The following is a 21539-nucleotide window of genomic DNA, read 5'->3' on the forward strand; positions in this document are numbered from 1 at the left end:
AGGTGCAGAAGTGGTAACCGCTGCACCTGTTTGATTTTGCCTATATAAATTTCGGTTTAGAAAGGTTGCAGTTGGAATGGAAGAACAGGGAAAAGGAAAACTTCAAAAAGGACGTGCATGGGCAGCTTGGTGCGTTATAGTAGGCGGCTTGATTGCACTTGTATTACTCATGACTTTTTCTGTAACGAAAGGGTCGGCACCGATTTCTTTGCAAACTGTCTGGGATGCTCTATTTAATTTTGATTCAGGCAATACCCATCATTTGATTATAAAAGATGTGCGTATGCCTCGTGTTATTGCTAGCGCTATGGTAGGTTCAGCGTTGGCCGTTGCCGGTGCTGTTATGCAGGGAACCACTCGTAACCCTATGGCAGATTCAGGACTATTAGGACTGAATTCGGGAGCTGGGTTTGCGCTTTCCATATGCTTTGCTTTTTTTCCGGGGGTAGGATACCACCAAGTAATAGTGGCATCATTTTTAGGGGCTGCTTTAGGCACTGTTTTGGTCAACGGTATCTCCTCTTTTTCGGCTAGGGAAGCTAAACCAATGAAATTGGTACTGGCAGGTGCCGCTGTGAGTGCACTGCTCACTGCACTCAGCCAAGGAATTGCGCTCTATTTTGGTGTAGCACAAAATATTATGTTTTGGACAGTGGGCGGAGTAGCCGGAGTGGACTGGCAGCAAGTCAGAATCATGATACCGTGGATTGTATCAGCTCTTATGGGAGCCATTGTCCTTTCACGCTCTATTTCTTTGATGAGTTTGGGGGAGGATGTTGCAAAGGGATTGGGATTGAATACGGCAATCATTCAACTGCTGTGTTCACTCGTGGTACTGGTTTTGGCCGGAACAGCAGTGTCGGTTGTGGGCGCAGTTGGCTTTGTGGGACTTTTGATTCCTCACCTCACTCGTTTTTTGGTAGGGGTAGATTACCGCTTGATTATTCCCTGCTCTGCTGTACTCGGTGCTTTGTTATTGGTATTGGCAGATTTGGGAACACGCATGCTGAATCCACCTTTTGAAACGCCGCTTGGCGCGCTCATTGCCTTGGTGGGTGTGCCATTCTTTCTCATTCTTGCCCGCAGACAGAGGAGGGCAATATGAAAGAAATACTTCAAAAAATTGAGAAAGAAAAAAAGCAGATGGAATTCAAAAAAAGAATGGTATTGGTCATTTGTGCCGTACTGCTTTGTGTATCCTTCATCATCAGTATGAATACCGGATATTCCCAGCTTTCTCCCAGTGACACACTTCGTACCCTGTTTGGCGGTGGAACAGAAAAAGAAAACTTGGTTTTATTCAAATTTCGCCTGCCCAGAATAGTAATTTCTATGCTTGTAGGAGCAGGGCTTGCTGTAGCAGGCTGCGTAATTCAAAGTGTTTCTGGCAATCAGCTTGCCGAGCCGGGTTTACTGGGAATTAATGCGGGGGCTGGTTTGGCTGTCATTCTATTTGTCATCTCGTCAGGCGGTTCTGTTGGGACAAGTGTGTTTTCACTGCCTTTTTTGGCACTGTTAGGGGCGGCCGGCGCAGCATTTGTCATTTATATGCTAGCCTATAAAAGAGGTCAGGGAATCGCTCCGCTGCGATTAATTTTAACAGGTGTTGCTGTGCAGGCAGGTATTTCAGCGCTCACCACGGTATTGGTAATTCGCCTAGATGAAAAGCAGTTTGATTTTGTTGCCAATTGGCAAGCAGGTAGCATTTGGGGCAGCAATTGGAATTTTGTACTCTCACTTTTACCATGGATGATAATTTTGCTGCCAATCGTTTTTTATAAAGGGAAGGTGCTAGACGTCCTTAATTTGGGAGAGGATGTTGCCAAAGGTCTAGGTGTTTCAGTTGAAAGAGAAAGAGGGATTTTGTTAATGCTTTCAGTCGCTTTGGCAGCTTCATGTGTGTCTGTCAGCGGTGGCATTGGATTTGTGGGGCTGATTGCACCCCATCTCTCCAAACGCTTGGTTGGGCCAAGGCACTCTATTTTACTGCCAGCTTCTGCAATGACGGGTGCTGTCTTGGTCTCTGCCGCTGATACATTGGGCAGAATCATTTTACAGCCGGCAGAATTACCGACAGGTATTATGATTGCAGTTATCGGAGCACCTTATTTTCTTTATCTGCTTGCCAAGAGCAGATGAAATGGCGCTAAAATAGCCGATAGCAATTATTTTTTGCGGGCAAGCAAATTAAATATAAAAAACTAAGCCAAGAGGCAAGCTGTATAATTGATACAGAATGATTTTACATAGAAAATGAAAAGCAAGGAGAATTGAATATGAAAAAAATTGCGATCTACGGGAAAGGTGGTATTGGGAAATCCACCACAGTTTCTAATGTGGCGGCAGCAATGGCTGCAAAAGAGCTCACGGTTCTTCAAATAGGCTGTGACCCTAAAGCAGATTCTACCCGAAACTTGACGGGCGGAAAGAACATCCGAACCGTTTTAGATACACTGCGTGAAAACGGTGATGCTTCATTAGAAGATTTGGTCGTCAAAAGTACCACCGGTGTGCTGTGTGTAGAATCGGGAGGACCGGTTCCTGGTGTTGGCTGCGCTGGGCGTGGTATTATTACGGCATTTGAAAAGCTCGAAGAGCTGGAGGCTTATGAGATATATCAGCCTGATGTGGTACTTTATGATGTGTTGGGCGATGTTGTCTGCGGTGGATTTGCCATGCCGATTCGTGGGGGATATGCTGATGAAGTTTGCATTGTGACCTCGGGGGAAATGATGTCGCTCTATGCTGCTTCTAACATCGTTCATGCGGTTGAAAGCTTTGGTAAGCGTGGATATGCCTCTGTAAAAGGTTTGATTTTAAACAGCAAAAATATTGCTGATGAAAATGAGTTAGTTGACAAAGCGGCAGAAGAAATGAATGTGTCGGTTTTATATCGTTTACCGAGGCACCCTGATGTGCAAGCTGCCGAAGCTTTAGGAAAAACAGTAGTAGAGGCTTTTCCAGAATCAGATATGGCACAGTATTATCATCAGCTTGCTGATATGCTACTAGACACGCAGGAGGAAACATGAAAGAAGTTGCTCATCTCAAAAAACTTTCTGTCGTAAAAAGTAACGCAGGAGTTAAGTTTCTGACACCAGCCGCTTTTCCGGGCAATCATTGTCCTATGCACACTTCTTTATCACTAAGTTCAAATATAAAAGGTATGTCTACGTTGGTCGTGGGAACAGCTGAATGCGGTATTTACAGCCGTCGAGTGGTAGAAAAATCGGCCTATAAAGACAGTGGCTTGCACTGGACATATATATTAGATTCAAACGAAGTTGTTTTTGGCTGCCGACAAGGAGTAATAGAAACAATACGACAAATGGATGAAGAAGGCGCCAAGGCTATCATGTTAATTTTGACTTGTGTGCCTGAGGTGATTGGAGAAGATATTGAAGGGATTGTCTATGAAATTCAACCTGAAGTCAAAGCTAAGCTTTGCTTTGTTACCATGGGGCACTTTAAATGCAATAGTCACCCGTCAGGGTTCTGGAAAACATTAGAAGCGTTAGGGGCGTTGATGACACCCACGCATCAATCACCCAAAACCATTAATGTTTTAGGGCGCAGTCCTGAAGAAAAACATATTCCAATGCCAAGTATACTGGTGCAGCTTATAAAACAAGGATTTACTTTACGTATGCTAGGGCCGAAATCAAGTATGGAAGATTTTCTTGCGGCTTCAGATGCTACCGTTAATTTAGTAGTGTCTCCTTATATGAATCCGCTGGCAGAACGCATGAAAAAAGAACTTGATATTCCTCTTTTTAGCCTACATGATTGCTACTCCGTGAGCGATATAGACCACATACTGCAGCAGCTTGCAGAATATCTAGACATTGATTGGGGAGATGCTTTTGCTGTGGAGAGAGAAAAACTCCAACAAGGTGAAGCACAAGCGAAGCAAATTTTGAATCAGGTGGTTTATACCAACACACCGCGCAGCTTTTTACCGCCATTGCCACTTGCTTTCTATTTAGAACAATTTGGTATGACAGCTTGTCTTTTACATATAGAAGAATTTTATCCCGATGATAGGAGATGGGCAAAAAAGCTGATTGAAAAGAATATGAACCCCCTGTTGTGTCATATGGTGAACGATAAAGAAGATACCAAACTGATTGAAAAACTTTCGCCTGATTTATGTTTTGGAGAAATGAAAGACAGCAGCGGAGAAGTAGCAGAGCTCTCACATTTGTATGAATTATATGGACAGCTTGGGTATGAGAGAAGTGCAGACTTGCTGACAAGAATTCTACAGGCACGGCTGAAAAGTTTGGATAGAAAGGAAGCACAAAATGGGAATGTATCGCTTTAAACCACCGATGTCTGGTAGGATGGGAACTTTATATACGCTTGCCTCCATAAAAGATGCAGTTTTGGTGGAGTATGGCTGTATGGGCCATATGATGTACGGCAGAGTATTTTTAACACAGGCCGGTGTGACAGATGGTTGCCAGCTTTATTCAACCCATATTGATGAAACTGATATTTCACTGGGCAGTACAGCAAGATTAGAACGCGTCGTTGCAGAAGTGGTACAAAAAGAAAACCCGCGTGCCATTTTCTTACTGCCGTCCTCAGTTCCAACCATTATCGGAACCGATTTGCAAGCCATTGCCTATGAAATGCAAGACAGTTATCCGACTATACCGATTCTGCCATTTGGTTATGGTGGATTTGATATAGAAGGCAACAGGGGTGTGCAAGAAGCATTGCACTTACTGGTTCAAAAACTCCCCCAAAAGCGAGAAAAAACGGAGAAGCCAACCTTTAATATCATCGGCTCATGTGCAGATTTATTCCGTTTTCAGGAGGATTCTGCAGAAATTGTACGCCTGATGAAAGGTGCTTTTGATATGGAAGTTCTCTGTACGCTCACTTCGAATACCACTGTTGGGCAAATTGAAGATATGAGTGGTGCGCATATTAATTTGGTCATTCGCCGAGAGGGAGAAAAGGCGGCCAAACGATTGCAAAAAGATTTTGCTACACCTTACTATGTGGGCAGACCTTATGGGGTAGAGGGCACAACCAAATTTTTAGAGGCAATTGGCGAAATATTAAATGTAGTTCCGTCCCAAGCATTTATAAAAACAGAAATTGCTGAAGCAACAAGACAGATTGACCCTACTCTTATGATGTTTCGCCATATGATTCATTCACACAGTGATGAGATTGCTTTGTCGGCAGGCGGTCACGCTGATGTTGTCAGTGGTATCCGCGCTTTTGGTTGTGGAGAATTTCATCTACCGGCCGGTGATTTTTGGTGCGATTGTAGCACGATGAGCAGTGAAGAAATTCCGTATTACTCTGAAAAAGAGTGGAGCGAAACGGTCAAAGAGAAGGATGGACTTTTAATGGCAAGCGGCGAAGTTCTTGCTTGGGCTCACAAGAGCAAAGATTTGCAAATTGCCAATCCGGATTCCCGTTGGAGGGTAAATCCGTACGGAGCGCCTTTTGTGGGGTTTAGAGGAGCAGTGCATTTAGTAGATTTATGGCTAAACACAGCACTCGAGCAAGAAGAAAGCAATAAAAAATAGAATAGAGAATCACCTATATCCAAAACGACCTTGCAGGTTTCAGCCCCTGCAAGGTCGTTTTAGTGTTATGATTCTTTTGCGAGATACATGTTAAGACCATCGAGCAAAGAGGGAACCCATACGGAATAATGATCTTTGCCTTCATAGATTTTATCGGTTAAATGTAGGTCTTTATAATTTCTGTTTTGAACGGTTGTCAGGAAATTTTGGATTGGGGTTTGAAATTCTGCATTGCCTTCATATTCCCCAACGGTCAAGTAAACGTTTGCTTTTAGCGTATCTGTTTTCTGCCAATATGCTTCTTCATAGTCAGGTATTGAAAGTCCACCTGTGCGAATTAAAAGCGTTGGACTTGCAAGGATATAATTTTTGAATACATCTTTGGTCAACTCATCGCTTTGAAATAGACTGTAAAGCATGAAAAATCCACCGTAAGAAGCACCGCAAAAGGTTCTGTCCTGTTCATCAATCTTATAGGTACCTTCTACGTAAGGAATCACACCATTTATAATCATCTCAAGAAAACGATGGGGTTCATTGATTAAATCACGCTCTCGAATCAAATCAAAATTATAATCATCGGGATAGCCAATGCCGACTAAGATAAATTCTTTGGTTTCATTGGATTGATAAAGACTTTTTATGGCAGCATAGTCTTCTCGGCGCCAATAACAATCTGTCAGATAGACGATAGGGTAGGTTGTGTTTTTGTCATAGGTGTCGGGCAGACAGATGTCAATGACAAAGGTATCATCAATATTGCTAGGGTATACAAATGTTTGCGACCAATCACCTTTTTGTTCAGTTTCGCCTATTTCTAACAGAACATCTTTTGTATCAGGCTGAGCGACATCTGACTGTGAATTTTCAGCAGATACTGGATTTATTTTTGATACAGATTCAGTTTTACTTGGTAAAAGGTTTTCCTCATGAGAGCACCCTGTAAATATACCCGCTATGCCTGCAGATAGACAAAACATAAGCACTAAATTGGCGGTTCTTTTCTGATTGTAATTTTTTCTAGATTGCCAGAGAACAACGGATAACAAAACCAATATACCTAAATGAGCCAAGATGATTATCATTGCAATCCCTCCTTATAGATACAATTGTAACGCTGTTTTTCTATTTAATTGGCAGAATTTCGTTGTTTTTCGCATGCGCTAATCAATTATTTTCAAATGACTAAAGAGCACCAACAATTTTATGAGGAGCATATAGTTCTTCAAGATAAGAAATATCTGCCTCTGTCAGCTTTACATCAAAAGCGCCGGCAGCATCATCAAAATAGTTAGCTTTGGTTGCACCGATAATGGGGGAGGTCACACCCTTTGCAAACTGCCAAGCAAGAGAAATTTGTGTCATACTGGCGTTGTATTTCTCTGCAAGTTCCTTTACACGGAGGACTATACCGTAATCAAGTTCTTGGGTGCTGTCATACTTACTGATAGCTGTTTTGTCAGTTTGACTGCGCTTTGTATCTGCTGTCCATTCAAGGCGGGCAAGTCTGCCTGCGGCAAGAGGACTATAGGGGGTTAGAGAAACATTTTGCTGTTTACAGAGGGGAATCATTTCTCGTTCATCTTCTCGGTAAAGCAAATTATAATGATTCTGCATGGAGACAAAAGGTGTCCATCCGTTTTTCTCTGCGGCAATTTGCATATTGTGGAATTGGTATCCATACATGGCTGAAGCCCCTAGAGCTCGAACTTTTCCTGCTTTTACAAGACTGTCTAAAGCCTCCATTGTTTCTTCGATGGGAGTATCATAGTCAAAGCGGTGAATGATATAAAGATCAACATAATCTGTGCCTAACCGCTGCAATGAACCATCAATTTCATGCAGAATGGCTTTCTTAGAAAGCTTGCCTTCATTAAAATGTACCTTGGTGGCAATAACAACTTTATCACGGGATACATGATTGCGAAGAGCACGGCCAAGATATTCTTCGCTGGTGCCGGCTGAATAGATATTTGCTGTGTCAAAAAAGTTAATCCCTAAATCAAGAGCACGCTCAACAAGAGACTCGCTTTGATATTGGTCTAATGTCCATGCGTGCATATTGCTGGCGGGGTCACCAAAGCTCATACATCCAACGCAGAGGCAAGAAACCTCGATATTAGTATTGCCAAGTTTTGAATATTCCATTTTATTACTCCTTAAGTATAAATTTATTCATGGTTAAGATTATAGTGTAATTTTGATTATGATTTAGCAAGAAATGAGAGAAGGATAAATTTAAAACGTGTCTTTACAGGCACATATGAAAGATATTTTCGACATCTTTCGGCGTTAGTGTTGTAAAGCCCTCTAGTGAGCCACCACCGCAAGCTTTTTCGGCCATGACCTTAAAATTTGTATCATCAATACCAATTTCAGTGAGGGTGCTACTTAAACCCAGCGTTTTGAAGAAGAAATTACTGAGGCAAGAGATAGCTTGTTTGGCTCCGTCTATGTTTGAAAGCGAAGAATCGACATCAAATATGTTGACTCCAAATTTTTTAAATTGGGGAGCAGTCGATTCATCTAAGATATATTCCATCCAGCGAGGTGTGAGAATTGCAAGTCCAAGTCCATGAGTGATGTCATAGAAAGCAGACAGCTCATGCTCCATAGCATGGCACGTGGCAGCTTGAAAACTACCGGTACTTAAAAAATCATTTAGTGCCCAAGAAGAAGCCCACATAAGGTTGGCGCGTGCCTCATAGTTTTCGGGTTCTTTTATCGCAATGGGAGCATAGTGAACGACAGTTTTGATTACGTCTTCCATGATACGATCAATCATATCCATTTTTGGTGAAGCGGTGAAATAGAAAAGATCAAATATATGAGACAAAATATCGGCACTGCCGCTAGCTGTTTGAAAGGCATTGACCGAATAAGTAACAGTAGGATCAAGAAAAGATACTTTTGGTTGAAGCAGTGGATGCATCAAACCATACTTTTCATTGGTGTCCATATTGCTGATAACACCGCCAGCATCCATTTCTGAGCCAGTGGCAGATAACGTTAACACGGAGAGCAGAGGAAGTGCATGGGTTACCGGAGCTTTATAGGTTACCAAATCCCAACTGTCACCGTCATAAAATGCCGCCGCCGCAATGGCTTTTGTACAATCAATCGTTGAACCGCCACCTACGGCAAGCAGTACATCAATCTTTTCTTTTTTACAAATTTCGGCACCTTTGTTAACAGTGGTATGACGTGGGTTGGGTTCAATGCCGGATAATTCAAAAATTGTTAGCCCAGCTGCTTTTAATTGTTCTACTATTTTGTCATAAAGTCCAATTTTTTTGATAGAACCGCCGCCATAGGTTAATAGCACACGCGAACCATATTGTTTTAGCTCTTCTCCTAAGTGATTTAACTGATTTTCACCAAAATATATCTTGGTAGTGTTTTGAAAAACAAAATTATACATTTGGTTTTCTCCTTTTTTCATAATAGATTACTATAAGATTCGTATTGCTCAATAAAACAGAAGTCACTAAAAATCTTTGTTTCATCTCCTCTCAATTTTTTGTTCATTTTCTATATTTTTCACTTTTCAACTGGCTTTTAAATTTGATATAATCAATATAACAGATAGAGTTAACTCCAAGTCAAGACGAAATTGAAAAAAATTGATTAAATTTTTTCAATTAGTAAAAATACACTTGACTTAGAGCCAACTCCAGCGTGTATGATAAAACAAAGAAAGTGGATTATACAAAGCAGTAGGAGGTAATAAAGAATGACAATAACTGAAGTGGCAACAAAATTTAACTTGACCCCTGACACACTGCGCTATTATGAACGAATTGGACTTATCCCAAGGGTAGGACGTACATCGGGAGGCATACGAAACTATCAGGAGGACGATTGCCAGTGGATTGAGTTTATTAAATGCATGCGCTTAGCGGGGCTCCCCGTAGAAATACTGATTGAATATGTACATTTATTTCAGCAGGGAGAAGAAACGTTTGGCACACGTAAAGTTCTCTTAATTGAGCAACGTAATGCGTTGATAGTAAGAATAGAAGAAATGCAGAAAACGCTTGAGCGCCTAAACATGAAAATTGAACGATATGAGCAGACGATAGCTCCCATTGAAAATGAACTAAAAAACCGTATAACAGTAAAAGAATAAAAAAGCTGAGTTTCTAGTCATTAATCTTGACGGAAACTCAACTTTTTATTTTGGAGGATATAAATGTAATACAGAGAATTAAATAACAATTTAGCTGCGAGATCGCTAAAAAAGATATCGTCGAAACAAGTTGGCAGAAACAATTAGTGCTCCTGTAATTCTTTCCATTTAAATTCAAGATGAGGGGGAGAATATGCTTCCATTTGCTTTAATAAAGCAGAAGGGCTGCTGTCAACCAAAAGTAGCTTAGCATTAGATTCATTCATAAAACCTTCTTGAATTGCCTTTTGTATCATGTCAAGGAGAGGGTCAAAAAAATGAGCAATGTTTAAAATACCAATTGGTTTGCTATGGATTTTTAATTGCGACCAACTCAGCGTTTCTAATAACTCCTCATAGGTTCCTACGCCTCCGGGCAATGCGATGAAGCCATCTGACAAATCGGCCATCTTTTTCTTTCTTTCGTGCATGTCTGCTACTTCAATAAACTGCGTGAGGTTTTCATTTACAATGTTTTTTGGGAAAAGTCCTTTGGGCATTACACCAATGGCTTTTCCATTATGTTTAAGCACTTGGTTAGATAATTCTCCCATTAAACCCACTTTAGACCCGCCATAAACAAGCTCAATTTCGTTTTGTGCTAATATTTCACCAAGTTGCAAGGCGGTTTTTTTATATTCTGGATTATTACCAAAGTTTGATCCTGAATAGACACATATACGATTCATTATTTTTCTCCTTAATAGTAAAAAATGGATAGATAGAGGTTATTTCAAAAAAAATGTATTGAAACTTCTGTTGACGAGATTAGTTCCTTACTATTATAATAAAATAAAACATATAAGTAAAATAGCATATTGATATAGGAGATATATTGAAAAATTATATGAGTATTAATTTTGAGTTATATAAAGTTTTTTATACTACCGCAACACTGGGAAGTTTTTCTAAAGCTGCAAAACAGCTTTATACATCGCAACCTGCAATTAGTCAGGCCATTAAGCAACTTGAAAACCAGTTAGGAGGACTTTTGTTTCAAAGAAACGCAAGAGGTGTTTCTTTAACGGCAGAGGGAAAAGTTCTGTATCAATATATTGAACAAGGCTATAGCTTGATAAAAGCAGGAGAAAACAGATTTTTTCAATTAAAAGAGATGACATCTGGTGAGTTAAGACTAGCAGTTTGTAGTTCTGTCTGTAAATATGACTTGTTAGATGATATTACAGAATATAACCGCAGATATCCTGCCATTCATTTGTCAATACAAGATGAGTCAAGCACCAAGATTTCTCAGCTATTGGAAAAAGGAGAAATCGACATAGGGATCATCAATCCACATCATATTCAAAGTGATGATTTTGTTGTAGTTAAAACACTAAAAATGCAAGATTACTTTGTTGTTGGCCAACAATACAAACATTTATGTCAAAATACGATTTCGATTCATTCGTTGGTAGACAACTACCCCTTAATTATGCTGCAAAAAGGTGGTAGCACTCGATTTTTTATGGAGGACTATTTTTTATCTCATGGTATTACAATCAGCCCACAAATTGAATTAAGCAATTTAGATTTAATCGTAGAATTTGCGATTAAAGGGCTGGGCATTGGTTGTGTCATGAAAGAACATGTGCAAGAAGAGTTGAAGAAAGGTGATTTATTCATGCTCAACGTGCAAGAGGTGATACCTAATCGCAGTTTACATGTCGTCATCAAAAAAGACATGCCACTCTCTACAGCGACGAAGAGGTTCATAGAGCTAATGATAGGGTAAACGCTCTTGTCGAATAATTTGAAAATCGTAATGGAAAAGAAGATTTACGCATACTGATGTTGTAGCGATGAATAGCGAAGGCACTGAAGACTTTAAAAATAAGTTTTCGGTGCCTTCGCTATTTTCAAAGAGATTTTGTCTGTTTTTATCTTCTAAGAGTATGTGGATATTTATGGCAGCACTGCGCTTTATTTTCTTCACAATAAGCATAGACGATGAATAGGATAAAGCAAGTAGGTTTCTATAGTTAATATGGAGGTGCGTAATACATGAAAGTAGTTTTGCTGGCCGGTGGTTTAGGAACTCGAATTGCTGCAGATTCTCATTTGAAACCAAAACCAATGATTGAGATTGGGGGTAGACCAATCTTATGGCATATTATGAAAAACTATGCGGCACAGGGGTTTAATGAGTTCATTATTTGTTGTGGCTATCGCAGTGAGGTAATTAAGCGATATTTCGCTGATTATTTCCTTTATCACAGCGATATGACGTTTGATTATCGCAACGGCAATACAATCGAGATTCACCATAATGCGGCAGAACCTTGGCAAGTAACCGTAGTGGATACCGGGTTAAATACCATGACAGGTGGACGAATTAAACGCATTCAGCCTTATATCGGGAATAACCCGTTTATGCTGACGTATGGAGATGGTGTATCTAACGTCGATTTAAATAAGCTGTTGCAGTTTCACCAAACTTGCGGTACAGCAGCGACCATCACCGTTGTGCAGCCAGAAGGTCGTTTCGGCGTAGCAGATATTGAGGATAACCATATCACATCTTTCCGTGAGAAATCTGGGTTAGATGTGGGGTGGATTAATGGTGGGTTTATGGTGCTAGAACCTGAAGTATTTGATTATATTGAGGGTGATAATACCGTATTTGAACAAAGCCCGTTAGAAAAACTGGCTCAAAATCATAAATTAAGTGCATTTCGGCATATAGATTATTGGCAGTGTATGGATACGCAACGAGATAGAATGCTGCTAGAAAAATTATGGGAAAAAGGAGATGCACCTTGGAAAATCTGGAACAAGTAGATTTTTACCGAAATAAGCGTGTCTTTGTAACAGGCCATACTGGATTTAAGGGATCTTGGTTGTGTCAAATATTATTGGAGTTGGGCGCAGAAGTATATGGCTACGCGTTAGACCCTGAAAAAAATAGTTTATATCAGTTGAGCAGGTTAGGCGATTCAGTTCGGTCAACGATTGCGGATATTCGAGATATTTCATCGTTACAAGATGCTTTTCATCAGGCACGCCCAGATGTGGTTTTTCATTTGGCAGCGCAACCGTTGGTGCAACAGGGATTCCTTGACCCGGTTTTGACCTATGACACCAATGTGATGGGAACCGTTCATTTGCTAGACTGCGTGCGACATAACGACTCTGTAGGCTCGGTTGTAAATATCACAACAGACAAAGTATACCGAAATGAAGAGTGGGTTTGGGGTTATCGAGAAACAGATGCACTGGGAGGACACGATCCATATTCAAGCAGTAAATCTTGTTCAGAATTGGTTACCCAATGCTATCAAGACTCTTTTTTTTCACAATCTCATACCGGTATTTCATCTATGCGAGCAGGAAATGTAATTGGCGGTGGCGATTTTGCGGCCAATCGAATTATTCCTGATTGTATTCGCGCTGCTTTAGAAAAGCAACCAGTATTTTTGCGCAATCCATCTGCAACAAGACCTTATCAGCATGTATTAGAGCCTTTATTCGCTTATTTGTTAGTGGCAGAGCAGCAGTATTGCAATCCAAAAATGTCAGGCAGCTACAATGTTGGGCCAGCAAAAGAAGATTGCATTAATAATTTAGAATTGGTGCGGCTATTTTGTGAAAGCTGGGGTGAGGATATGAGCTGGAAAATATCTTCAAATGCGGAGTTTTTTCCAGAGGCCAACCTGCTCCAGTTAGATTGTTCAAAAATGGCTGGTACATTTGACTGGAAACCACATTGGAACGTTAAACAAGCGGTCGAAAAAACGGTGGAATGGACAAAAGGATATCACAACGGTGAAGATGTTAGGCAATTGATGAAAAAGCAAATGGATGAGTATAGAGCAGGAGGGAATGTCAGTGTTTGAGCAGATGAGTCAATCAGAAGCAAAAGAAGCAGTTTTACAATTGGTGGAAGAATACTGGAGTCAATTTCATCAGGCAAAGGATACAGAAGAACCAGAACGAATTCCGTATTCAGGTCGGGTATATGACAGTGCGGAGATGAAAAATCTGGTGGACAGTGCGTTGGATTTTTGGCTGACTGCCGGCGAGTATACGGAGCAATTTGAGAGCGGTTTGGCAGAGTATATCGGAGTATCTTTTTGCAGCGTAGTTAACTCGGGTTCTTCTGCCAACCTTTTGGCTTTTATGGCGCTCACTTCTCCCTTGCTAAAAGCTAGGCGAGTGTTGCCGGGAGACGAGATTATCACAGTGGCTGCTTGTTTTCCCACAACATTAGCCCCTGTCATTCAATATGGGGCCATCCCTGTGTTTATCGATATTACCATCCCAGAATATAACATCAACATTTCTCAGTTGGAGCAAGCTTTGACCAATAAAACAAAAGCGGTAATGATAGCGCATACATTGGGTAATCCGTTTGATTTGGGAGCAGTAAAAGATTTTTGCGACAAAAATAATCTTTGGCTGATTGAAGATAACTGTGATGCGCTAGGTTCAGAGTATTATTTAGATAAGATCTGGCGCAAGACAGGAAGCGTCGGTGATATAGGGACATCTAGTTTTTATCCGCCACATCATATCACAATGGGAGAGGGCGGGGCTGTCTACACAAAAAATCCGTTACTACATAAAATTATTCGCTCATTGCGAGATTGGGGCAGAGACTGCATTTGTAATTCTGGCCAAGATAACCGCTGCGGACATCGCTTTAGTAAGCAATATGGGAAATTGCCAATGGGGTATGATCACAAATATGTATATTCTCATTTCGGGTATAATCTGAAAGCAACTGATATGCAGGCGGCAATCGGTGTTGCGCAGCTCGAAAAATTACCAAAGTTTGTTCTTCGCCGTCGAGATAATTTTGACTATTTAAAAGAAAGATTACAAGCCTATGAAGATTTTCTGATGCTGCCAGAACCTTGTCCTAATTCGTTGCCTAGCTGGTTTGGTTTTTTAGTCACCTGTAAAAATGGTGTCAGCCGCAATACTCTTATTGCTCATTTAGAAGATAGAGGGATTCAAACAAGAATGTTGTTTGCCGGCAATATTCTTCGTCACCCGTGTTTTGAAGGACTGGAAGATGGCGTGGACTATAGAGTAGCAACTCCACTTGTCAATACAGACCGCACTTTGTACGATACATTCTGGGTAGGAGTTTACCCTGGGATGACCAATAAGCAATTAGATAAAATGGCAGATGAAATAATCTTGGCTATTAAAAAGCAGGGGATGGCTATATGAAGAGTGCAGTAGTAACAGGCGCAAATGGATTCATAGGACGTGCGCTGACCAAAGAACTATTGCAGCAAGGTGTTCGGGTGTTGGCGGTCACAAGAATACATAATGACACAGAAGAGAGTCCGAACTTAATACCGGTTACGCTTGACTTGGCAGAGTTATCAAGGCTGCCGGAGCTGACAGAAGAACGGTGGGATGTATTTTACCACCTAGCTTGGTCAGGAACGTCTGGTGAAGGACGAAAAGACGTGAACAGACAACTTTTTAATGTGGAAGCTACAGTAGAAGCCGTGCAGGTAGCAAAATTACTTGGGTGCAGCCGATTTATTGGTGCAGGCAGTATCATGGAGCAAGAGATGCTTGCGGCATCGGCCGAACCGCAGATAAGGCCCGGTAAGGGATATATTTATTCGGCTGCGAAATTAGCTGCTCATCAGATGAGTCGCTGCGCAGCGGCAGAATTGGAAATTGAACATATATGGGCGGTAATTACCAATGTGTATGGAGAAGGGGAATACTCACCTCGCCTGCTAAACAGTACCCTGCGCAAAATTATTCGGGACGAAGAACTGAATTTTACCGCCGCTACGCAAAACTACGATTTTCTCCATATAGACGATGCGGTAAGAGCAATGCGTTTGTTGGGTGAGCGAGGTGTTCCATTTTCAGCCTATACCATTGGAAGCGGGAAAGTGCGCCCTTTGAGAGATTTTATCCAAGAGCTTTGTCTGACGGTAGCCCCTCACAAAACACCTGTTTTTGGGAAAGTTTCTTTTGAGGGAGGCTCTTTGTCTGCTAATGCGTTTGATACAACTCCTCTTCATACAGATACCGGATTTATACCTGAAATCAGCTTTCGTGAAGGCGTAGAACGAACAATGAAGTGGATTCAAGAAAGTATGGAATAAGAAAAAGAGTAGCCCAAAGAGGAAAATAGGCGGTAATAGATCCGCGAAAATTAATTAAGGAGAAGGAGATACTTCATGAGAGAATTGACGATTCAGGAAACTCGATTGAAAGGTTTACGGCTTATTTCCCCATTTTATAATCAAGATGATAGGGGCTTTTTTATTAAGCGATTCGAGAAAGACATTTTTAAATCAAAGGGAATCGATATTCAAATTCAAGAATGCTTTGAAAGTCAGTCGCACAAAGGGGTATTGCGAGGAATGCACTTTCAATCTAAAGAACCTCAAGCAAAGTTGATTTCTTGTTTAGAGGGGCGCATTTTTGATGTAGCACTTGATTTGCGGCGTCATTCAAAAACATTTGGAGAATGGGAAGGCTTTTATCTGGATAATGTAGAAAATCAGTCATTGTATATTCCAGCAGGATTTGCGCATGGATATTTAGTATTATCACCGACAGCACGTGTCAGCTATCAATGTCACGGCAGGTATCTGGCAGAATCTGATACCGGAATTATTTGGAATGATACAGATATCGATATAAAGTGGCCACTGCATTTAGTTGATGAGGTGCAGTTGTCACCAAGAGACCAAAAGTTTTTTACGTTAAAGGAGTGTGAGAAAGCACAAGTGTTGCCAGAGGAGGTTCTGGGATGAGAACAGACTACCATTTTGCTGCGGATGAAAATGCACAACAAATAATAGAATGCTTTGCAAGAATGCTGGATACAGCAGAACAAATGGCAGCGCAGTGGCCAAATCAGGCCAACGGATTTGTGGAGATTCTTGCAGAAGAATTGTTGTGGATAGAGGAGTCCGGGGGAAATCTATCTGCATTAAAAGAAAGCTTTTTTGCCGAGCAAATAAAAAATATACGCTTTACCTTGGATAAAATAAAGGAATCTTTCGAGCAGAGTGAGGTTCCGAATTGGGTACGTTGGCAGCTGCCTTGCTTTTTACAAGAGCTGCGCGAAGAATTATATTTTTGGGCATACGTTCACCCTTTTCCAGAAAGATGGAATTACTACTACAAGAATGAGTTTGCTGAGCATCATCAGAATACAGCAGTAGACTTTCAAAAAAGCAAGTATGAAGTATCTATTTTCGTTCCGGCAAAAGATAAGTTGGAATATACCAAGCGCTGTGTAGAAAGTATACGCAGAGAAACCAAACAAGCAGAAATTGCTTATGAATTAATTTTAATCAATCATGGAAGTCAAGATAATACGCAAGACTATTTTGAATCCATTCCAGAGGCAAAAATTCTTTGCTTCAAACAAAATGTGCGTATGATGGCGTTTACTTCGGCTATGAGGGTGTGTGAGGGCCGCTACATGGCTTTCGTCAGCAATGATACTGTGGTTACCAAAGACTGGCTCACGCTATTATATCGCTGCCTTCAGGCTAACCCCAATTTTATTAGTGCCACGCCTACAACACCCAATGTGTCCAATTTTCAGTCTACGGCAGAATCCTACGCAAACCTAGAAGAAATGGCACAGTTTGCAGCAAAACATAACCAAGATGATCCGACACAATGGGAACAGCGTTCTCGCATTCTGCCGGTAATCGCTTTGTATGATTTAGAAAAATTAAATGCAATTGGGTTTGGAGACCGCTACTTTCGTACAATGGAATTTTGGGATGATGATTTGTCTTTGCGAGCTCGTCGGGCGGGCTATCGTCAGGTGTTGTGCCGAAATGTTTTTTGTCATCATTATGGCAGTGTAACAGGCAGAGAAGCACAAATTAAAGAAAATACACTGCAAAAAGGGCGTGAGCTTTTTATAGCAAAGCACCAAGCAGACCCATGGAATAATGGAGCCTACTATGATTATCAGCTTTGCACAAGATTACAGGCGATGGATTTGCCGGCGACTAAACAGGCAGATATTTTGGGGATAGATGCTGGATTTGGTGATACTCTTTTGCAGATAGGAAATATTCTGCGAAAGAAAGAAATCGAGACAAATATTGATAGCATAACATCAGAATTACAATATACAAGAGATTTAAGAATGCTTAGCCAATCTTTTTGCAGTGCTAAGAGCGAAGAAAATATTCTAGGGTTGTTGACAGAAGCTTTTCAAGACAAGAAATATGATTATATCTATTTGGGCAGACCGCTGGAAGATTATAACAATTGGAAAAAACTGCTTACTGAACTATGCAATAAAATTAAACCGGGTGGTATGATTTTATTTTATCTTTCAAATGCACTGAATCTCGTCAATATTCAGTCCTTTGTTTCATTGGCATTTCCTTTTGGAAAAGAGCGTTTGAATTACTTAAACCCTGAACATGTGAGGCTGTATTTGCAGCAAAATTCGATGATAGCAACCTTAGAAAGGAAACGAGGATGGGCTTCTGCTGCGCTTTTAGGACAGCTGGCAAAGCATGTTCAATCTCCTCTCTATGTAGGAGAAGCGATGTCACAAGCACTGGATACAATCGGGTTTTATTATTATGCACATATGAAAGAGTAAGGATAAAATTCTATTTAACACGACAAAAAGAAAAAGCAATAGACATTTTAAAGCTAAAGATGTTAAGGTTTTTTATAAGAAAAAGATGCTTCTTCCAAGTAAGGAAGAGGCATCTTTTGGGTTATTAATTAGAAAACGGTCTGTCTCAAGATTGCTTTTTTCTCAAGACTAGTTTTACGATTTCAGATAGAATAATGGCACTAAAGCTTAGCGCAAGAAGTTTAACCCACATGGCTAGCTCCAATGGAACGGTACCAAAAAACGCACCGGCAAATTGTATGATTAGTATTTGCAGAATAAACGTGATGGAAATTACAATTAGCATAATTCTGTTTTTTAGCAAATGTTTGAAAATGCTGGTGGTGTGAAGTTCTCGGCAGTTAAAGGCATTAAACAGCTGGAATAAAGCAAATAAAGTGAATAGCACAGTTGTGGTTTCTTCTTCGGCTGCTCCCAAAAAATTGAATACATACTGGCATAGAAAAACGACCGAGATATATACGCCCGTTAGACCGATTCGGGTCAACATGGTTCGAGAAAGGATATTGTCACTCCTTTTTGTTGGCTTACGGGCCATTAAGTCATCATAAATTGGTTCTAGTCCCAAGGTGAGTGCCGGGGGGCCATCCATGATAATGTTAATCCACAATAGCTGTAGAGCGGTAAAAGGAGCTTTTAGCCCGAGTAAAATGGAAGTAAACACAACGATAACAGAGGAAACATTGACCGTTAACTGAAATTGAATAAACCGCTTAAAGTTCTCATAAATGCCACGTCCCCAAGCAATTGCTTTGACAATGGTAGAAAAAGAATCATCGAGAAGAACGATATCACTTGCCTGTTTAGAGACCTCTGTTCCCGATATACCCATAGCAATCCCGACATCTGCATTTTTCAGTGCAGGTGCATCATTGATTCCATCACCGGTAACGGCAACCACATTTCCCTGGGATTTTAACAGTTTGACAACACGCATCTTAATGGTGGGGGTACTGCGAGCAATTACACTGATTTTGGGCAGTAGTTTAAGTAGTTCTTCATCGCTAAGTTCTGCGACTTCTCGTGCTTCAACTGCAATTCGCTCATCGCTTAATATATGTAGTTCATCTGCAATCGCTTTTGCTGTAACAATATTATCGCCGGTAAGAATTTTTAAATCGATGCCTGCCATACGACAGTTTTTCACGGCTTCATATACATCGGCACGTAATGGGTCAGAAATTGCAACAAAGCCGTCAAAAATCATATCTGTTTCCATGGCGGCATGGTGGTGTTCATCTTCGTAATCTTTCATTTGGTCAAGTTCTTTATGGGCAAATGCAATTACACGCATAGATTTTTCTTGTGATTTTGTGATAAAATGCTCGGCATTGCTCTTCTCATTGTCAGAAAGAGAACACATAGAAAAAACGCATTCTGGGCTGCCTTTCACATAAGAGATAATCTTTCCGTCCACTTTGCTAATGGTGGTCATATGTTTTAATTCTGATGAGAACGGGAATGCGTGTAGAACATCATGATCAGAACGTTCGTCTTTATAAGATTTACCACTGTTCTTGCGTGCTGATGAGTTTTCATAAAAATTTAGCATGGCACATTCAGTAGGGTTGCCAATAAAAGTTCCATCTTGAGAAATATCTGCTGTTGTGTTTAGGCAGACGTTATGAATCAGCCAATCTGAGGTCAGTTCATCAGCATGTTCATGCCATCTTCCGTCATAATAAGCCGAAACAGTCATTTTGTTTTCAGTTAAAGTTCCTGTTTTATCAGAACAGATTACATTGATGCATCCCACTGTTTCGGAGGCAATCATTTTTTTAACCAAAGCATTTTGCTGAGAAAGCTTTATGATATTGATAGATAATGACACCGCAACAATTGTTGGCAAGCCCTCCGGTACAGCGGCAACAATCAAGACAATGCTGGTGACAAAGGCTTCAAGGACTTCTTCCAGATGAAGCCCGCCTGACATTGCAAAAGAGATTAATTCAGAAATAAAAACAACAGCGGCGGCAATGACGCCCAAGATGGTAATTGTCTTGCCTAGACGGGCAAGCTTTTCTTGTAGGGGTGTACTGCTGCGCTCTGTCGAGGTAAGCTCTTTGGCAATTTTTCCAAATTCGGTGTTGTCACCAACGGCAGTTACCATCATTTTGCAGTTTCCGCTGGTTATGAAGTTACCTGAATACAGCATATTGGCTCGTTCAGCAAGCGGCGTTTTTGCATCATCAATACTATATTCTGCCTCTTTTTTGGCGGGAACACTTTCTCCCGTTAAGGCTGATTCATCTGCCGTCAAGCCAGAACTTTGTAAAAGTCTGCCATCTGCAGGTACCTTATCACCTGCTGAGAGCAGAATAATGTCGCCTACAACAAGCTCTCTCTGGCTTAACATCTGTGTGTCACCATTGCGCAATACTTTGATAACCGTATCGTCACTAATCTTAGATAAAGCTTCAAATGCTTTGGCACTTTTTCCTTCCATGACCACGGTGATTAGAACTGAGAGGGAAATTGCGGCAAAGATACCCACGCATTCCAAAAAGTCTGCTTCAGAACCAGTAGAAGCACGAATAATATTGACCACCAGCGCAATGACACCTGCCATAATCAGCATTAAAATCATCGGTTCGCTGGCAGCCGCTATAATACGCTTAAAAAGTGATTCTGGTTTTTCTCGTGTAAGCATATTATTCCCATACTTGCTGCGGTTGCTTTCAATTTGAGCACTAGAAAGTCCGGCGACCTCATCGGTTTTTAATCGACAGATCAGGTCTTGTTTTTCTTCTTGGAACTCATTCATCCAAATTTCCTCCATATACATGCCGTTTTTTTACAAAATAAAAAACTCGTGCATAGTAATACTATACACGAGTCAAAAAAAAGACCATGTATAGCAAAGCTATACATGAGTCTCGTTCATTAAGACAAGCCAGACCGTTACATGGTCAGTGTGTTGACTTGACACGCAAATTCCTGCGCAAACTACTCCCTCACGAGTGTTTTAAATTGTCTAAATAGTATGCCACATTGAATAGGTGTTTGTCAATACTTATATACGGCGGTTGCAAGATTGCTATTGTATTTTCATGGTCATCTCAATCTATAAATTTTAGGCATGAACACATAATTATGCTGCTGCAAGAATTCTTCTTGGAATAGAAACGCAGCCTAAACTGCAAAGATTATGATATATCTAAAAGGCTTGAAAAAATATTCCTAGTAAGCAATATACCAAAAAGACGCCATTCAG

Annotated in this window: 18 protein-coding genes; 13 read left to right on the forward strand and 5 right to left on the reverse strand. The window is 40.7% G+C overall.

The genetic code is table 11. From position 1 onward, the window contains the following. Positions 1 to 76 precede the first annotated feature (76 nt). From CS931_RS00620 to CS931_RS00640, 5 genes are all read left to right on the forward strand, one after another. Entirely contained in the window at positions 77 to 1105 is a 1029-nt protein-coding gene (locus CS931_RS00620) for a FecCD family ABC transporter permease (RefSeq protein ID WP_099203827.1), read from the forward strand. After that, entirely contained in the window at positions 1102 to 2139 is a 1038-nt protein-coding gene (locus CS931_RS00625) for a FecCD family ABC transporter permease (protein WP_099203828.1), read from the forward strand. The genes CS931_RS00620 and CS931_RS00625 overlap by 4 nt, the downstream gene beginning before the upstream one ends. A gap of 137 nt (positions 2140 to 2276) precedes the next feature. Beyond that, entirely contained in the window at positions 2277 to 3032 is a 756-nt protein-coding gene (locus CS931_RS00630) for a nucleotide-binding protein (RefSeq protein WP_099203829.1), read from the forward strand. After that, positions 3029 to 4324, forward strand: coding sequence for a nitrogenase component 1 (locus CS931_RS00635; protein ID WP_099203830.1), 1296 nt, complete (start codon positions 3029 to 3031; stop codon positions 4322 to 4324). The genes CS931_RS00630 and CS931_RS00635 overlap by 4 nt, the downstream gene beginning before the upstream one ends. Next, positions 4305 to 5549, forward strand: coding sequence for a nitrogenase component 1 (locus tag CS931_RS00640; protein ID WP_099203831.1), 1245 nt, complete (start codon positions 4305 to 4307; stop codon positions 5547 to 5549). Before CS931_RS00635 ends, CS931_RS00640 begins: the two co-directional genes overlap by 20 nt. Before the next feature lie 65 nt (positions 5550 to 5614). Here CS931_RS00640 and CS931_RS00645 read toward each other — a convergent pair whose 3' ends face one another. The 3 genes from CS931_RS00645 to CS931_RS00655 form a co-directional block, all read right to left on the reverse strand. Further along, the gene (locus CS931_RS00645) at positions 5615 to 6634 is read right to left on the reverse strand and encodes an alpha/beta hydrolase (RefSeq protein WP_099203832.1); all 1020 of its coding nucleotides are present in this window, start codon (positions 6632 to 6634) and stop codon (positions 5615 to 5617) included. A 100-nt stretch (positions 6635 to 6734) separates the two neighbouring features. After that, positions 6735 to 7697: an aldo/keto reductase gene (locus CS931_RS00650; protein WP_099203833.1), complete on the reverse strand. Its 963-nt coding sequence runs from the start codon at positions 7695 to 7697 to the stop codon at positions 6735 to 6737. A 103-nt stretch (positions 7698 to 7800) separates the two neighbouring features. Continuing rightward, a complete protein-coding gene (locus CS931_RS00655) occupies positions 7801 to 8970 on the reverse strand; it encodes an iron-containing alcohol dehydrogenase (protein ID WP_099203834.1) in 1170 nt (389 codons plus the stop codon). A gap of 312 nt (positions 8971 to 9282) precedes the next feature. On the opposite strand from CS931_RS00655, the gene CS931_RS00660 reads away from it, so the two are divergent. Then, positions 9283 to 9678, forward strand: coding sequence for a MerR family transcriptional regulator (locus CS931_RS00660; RefSeq protein ID WP_099203835.1), 396 nt, complete (start codon positions 9283 to 9285; stop codon positions 9676 to 9678). A 143-nt stretch (positions 9679 to 9821) separates the two neighbouring features. On the opposite strand, the gene CS931_RS00665 is transcribed toward CS931_RS00660, so the two are convergent. Next, entirely contained in the window at positions 9822 to 10406 is a 585-nt protein-coding gene (locus CS931_RS00665) for an LOG family protein (protein ID WP_099203836.1), read from the reverse strand. A 158-nt stretch (positions 10407 to 10564) separates the two neighbouring features. On the opposite strand from CS931_RS00665, the gene CS931_RS00670 reads away from it, so the two are divergent. The 7 genes from CS931_RS00670 (at position 10565) to CS931_RS00700 (ending at position 18286) form a co-directional block, all read left to right on the forward strand. Next, positions 10565 to 11452: a LysR family transcriptional regulator gene (locus tag CS931_RS00670; protein ID WP_099204564.1), complete on the forward strand. Its 888-nt coding sequence runs from the start codon at positions 10565 to 10567 to the stop codon at positions 11450 to 11452. Between the two features lie 269 nt (positions 11453 to 11721). After that, a complete protein-coding gene (gene rfbF, locus CS931_RS00675; protein WP_099203837.1) occupies positions 11722 to 12498 on the forward strand; it encodes a glucose-1-phosphate cytidylyltransferase in 777 nt (258 codons plus the stop codon). Next, complete coding sequence (gene rfbG / locus CS931_RS00680) at positions 12477 to 13553, forward strand: CDP-glucose 4,6-dehydratase (protein WP_200814922.1); 1077 nt, start codon at positions 12477 to 12479, stop codon at positions 13551 to 13553. Before rfbF ends, rfbG begins: the two co-directional genes overlap by 22 nt. Next, positions 13546 to 14895 (forward strand): lipopolysaccharide biosynthesis protein RfbH, encoded by a 1350-nt coding sequence (gene rfbH / locus CS931_RS00685; protein WP_242964866.1) that lies wholly within the window; start codon positions 13546 to 13548, stop codon positions 14893 to 14895. Before rfbG ends, rfbH begins: the two co-directional genes overlap by 8 nt. Then, entirely contained in the window at positions 14892 to 15800 is a 909-nt protein-coding gene (locus CS931_RS00690) for an NAD-dependent epimerase/dehydratase family protein (RefSeq protein WP_099203838.1), read from the forward strand. The genes rfbH and CS931_RS00690 overlap by 4 nt, the downstream gene beginning before the upstream one ends. Positions 15801 to 15875: 75 nt before the next feature. Further along, positions 15876 to 16457, forward strand: a complete 582-nt coding sequence (gene rfbC / locus CS931_RS00695; protein ID WP_099203839.1) for a dTDP-4-dehydrorhamnose 3,5-epimerase — start codon at positions 15876 to 15878, stop codon at positions 16455 to 16457. Beyond that, positions 16454 to 18286: a glycosyltransferase family 2 protein gene (locus CS931_RS00700; protein WP_099203840.1), complete on the forward strand. Its 1833-nt coding sequence runs from the start codon at positions 16454 to 16456 to the stop codon at positions 18284 to 18286. The genes rfbC and CS931_RS00700 overlap by 4 nt, the downstream gene beginning before the upstream one ends. A 145-nt stretch (positions 18287 to 18431) precedes the next feature. Here the strand turns inward: CS931_RS00700 and CS931_RS00705 are convergent, their stop codons facing one another. Further along, positions 18432 to 21089 carry a calcium-translocating P-type ATPase, PMCA-type gene (locus tag CS931_RS00705; RefSeq protein WP_099203841.1) on the reverse strand — a complete coding sequence of 886 codons (2658 nt, stop codon included), beginning with the start codon at positions 21087 to 21089 and terminating at the stop codon, positions 18432 to 18434. Positions 21090 to 21539 lie beyond the last annotated feature (450 nt).

Origin of the sequence: Scatolibacter rhodanostii (genome assembly GCF_900197595.1) — a bacterium.
Lineage (GTDB): Bacteria > Bacillota > Clostridia > Oscillospirales > Acutalibacteraceae > Scatolibacter > Scatolibacter rhodanostii.